At 66.2% G+C, this 278-nt stretch carries 1 pseudogene; it reads left to right on the plus strand.

Features of this window, described 5'->3' with window-relative positions:
- Positions 1-278: pseudogene (gene pyrB / locus SB753_RS36725) on the plus strand (aspartate carbamoyltransferase catalytic subunit); the annotation flags it as partial.

The raw sequence follows: 278 nt of genomic DNA on the forward strand, positions 1-278 counted from the left end.
GTGCGCGCGATCGGCCCGCGCACGCTGCTGCCGGGAGGTCTCGAGCAGATGGGTGTGCGCGTGTTCCACAACCTCGACGAAGGGCTGAAGGACGTCGACGTCATCATCATGCTGCGTCTGCAGAACGAGCGGATGAGCGGCGCGTTGCTGCCGTCGGCGCAGGAGTACTTCAAGAGCTGGGGGCTGACACCCGAGCGTCTCGCGCTCGCGAAGCCCGATGCGATCGTGATGCATCCGGGCCCGATGAATCGCGGCGTCGAAATCGACTCGCAGGTGGC

It is taken from the genome of Paraburkholderia sp. SIMBA_053 (assembly GCF_046534895.1).
Taxonomy (GTDB): Bacteria; Pseudomonadota; Gammaproteobacteria; order Burkholderiales; family Burkholderiaceae; genus Paraburkholderia; species Paraburkholderia caledonica.